This is a genomic window from Acinetobacter sp. Ver3 (assembly GCF_000632455.1).
Taxonomy (GTDB): Bacteria; Pseudomonadota; Gammaproteobacteria; order Pseudomonadales; family Moraxellaceae; genus Acinetobacter.
In genome coordinates this window covers 1-1,732 of sequence record NZ_JFYL01000151.1, presented here as the reverse complement: position 1 = coordinate 1,732, position 1,732 = coordinate 1, and the positions used below count along the sequence as shown (strand labels likewise).

The 1,732-nt window shown below is 32.2% G+C and carries 2 protein-coding genes; both read left to right on the top strand.

What is annotated here, in order from left to right; all coding sequences use genetic code 11:
* Nucleotides 1–286 precede the first annotated feature (286 nt).
* On the top strand, nucleotides 287–667 hold the full coding sequence (locus CL42_RS16045; protein WP_004681441.1) for a copper resistance CopC family protein: 381 nt from the start codon (nucleotides 287–289) through the stop codon (nucleotides 665–667).
* A 64-nt stretch (nucleotides 668–731) separates the two neighbouring features.
* Nucleotides 732–1,613 carry a copper resistance D family protein gene (locus tag CL42_RS16040; protein ID WP_004733231.1) on the top strand — a complete coding sequence of 294 codons (882 nt, stop codon included), beginning with the start codon at nucleotides 732–734 and terminating at the stop codon, nucleotides 1,611–1,613.
* The last annotated feature ends 119 nt before the right edge of the window (nucleotides 1,614–1,732 follow it).

Here is a 1,732-nt window from a genome sequence, read left to right as displayed (position 1 = left end):
ATAAAAAATTAAATAGCTACTATTTTCTTAGACAAAATGATTACTACATTTCATAAATCAACCACCTACATAATTTTTTTGTTAAATGATCATTATTTTTCAATAAGATTATTTTAATAGTTAAAGATTTTAAATTTTAAAAATGACAAAAATGTAATTTTGAAGTCATCGCTCTGTTTCTGTCTCTCACTAATAATTGAAATATAAGAGGAGATGATGTGGTCTCATTAAATATAGATTTTATAAAGTCATCTCTAATGAACTAACGAATCAAGAGGAAACGTAAATGAAATTATTTCAAAATAAAATGACTGCTCTACGTAATGTTGTAGTAGCTGCAACGATGATTGTGGCTACTACAACTACGTTCGCTCATGTGAGTTTAGTGAGTGCGATTCCTGCGGAAAATGCATCTATCCTTAGTCAACCAAAGAACTTGACCCTTAACTTTGGTGCAGAGGTTATGTTGATGAATATTAAGTTACTGGATGCTCAGCGAAGAGATGTTCCTTTAAAATATAAAGTTACTCATGACTTAAAGAAATCCTTTGATGTCGCTCTTCCGAAACTGAAAAAAGGTAAATATACCGTTGTCTGGACAACAATGGGGAAAGATGGTCACAACATGAATGGTGAATATAGTTTCACTATTAAATCAACTAAATAAGAATTGATTACCTTTCAACATGTCAGTGAGGTGCTGGCATGTTGTTCTAGAATGGACAAAAATAATGATTTCTGAATATTGGATGTGGGCCACTTGGTTAACTAAGGTTATTTTATATTTAAGTGTAGCTTTTGTCGTTGGTGGAGCCTTTTGCTATTTTTTACTTAGACAATATCTTGAACTAAAAGAATCGATTCTTAAATATATTACAATTGGCGCTGGATTAGGCCTAATTTCCAGTACCTTGGGATTTTTTATTCTGATTGGTAGTTTTGCCAATACTGGTATTACAGGTATGGTGGACCCCACGTATATTAATATATTGGTTAATACTCCGACGGGGTATATATACGTTCTTCGTTCTATTAGTTTTGCTCTTTTACTTCTTCTCATGGTGGTTAAACTTAACAGGAACAAAGGTCATTTTTCTATAATTGAAAGTTCAATATTTTGTATTTTACTTATCCCGATTATTTTTAGTTTTTCCCAGCTCGGACATGTCGCTAATTTAACCTTACTTGCTCAAATTTTATTATCAATCCATATTCTAGTTATGTCGTTATGGATGGGGTCTTTATATCCGTTATGGAAAACCAGCCGGGAAATAAGTGGTTTACCTTTAAAAGATCGCATGCATGTATTTGGACGTATTGCTGCTTTCATTGTTGGGATATTAATCGCCTGTGGCGCTAGTGTAGCTCTTCTTTTAATTAAAGATTTTAATACCTTAATCAATACTGCATATGGCTATGGTTTCATGGTTAAAATGTTTTTTGTTATAAGTATTCTACTTTTAGCTGCCTTCAACAAATGGTATTTCACCCCGCGTCTTCAACATCCTAAATTCGCTAAACACCTTAGTCATGCCATTTTATTTGAGATGTTATTAGGTCTATCAATTCTATTAACAACAGGCTATATAACCACTGTCGTGGGTATTGAATAAGAGAATTTCAAAATAAGGGAATTGAGGAAATTTAACATTACTGCATTTATCTTTTGTAGCTGAGCAATAAAGTTTCTAAGTTGACAAAAATAACTAATCATGCGAAAAAGTTTTTTTAG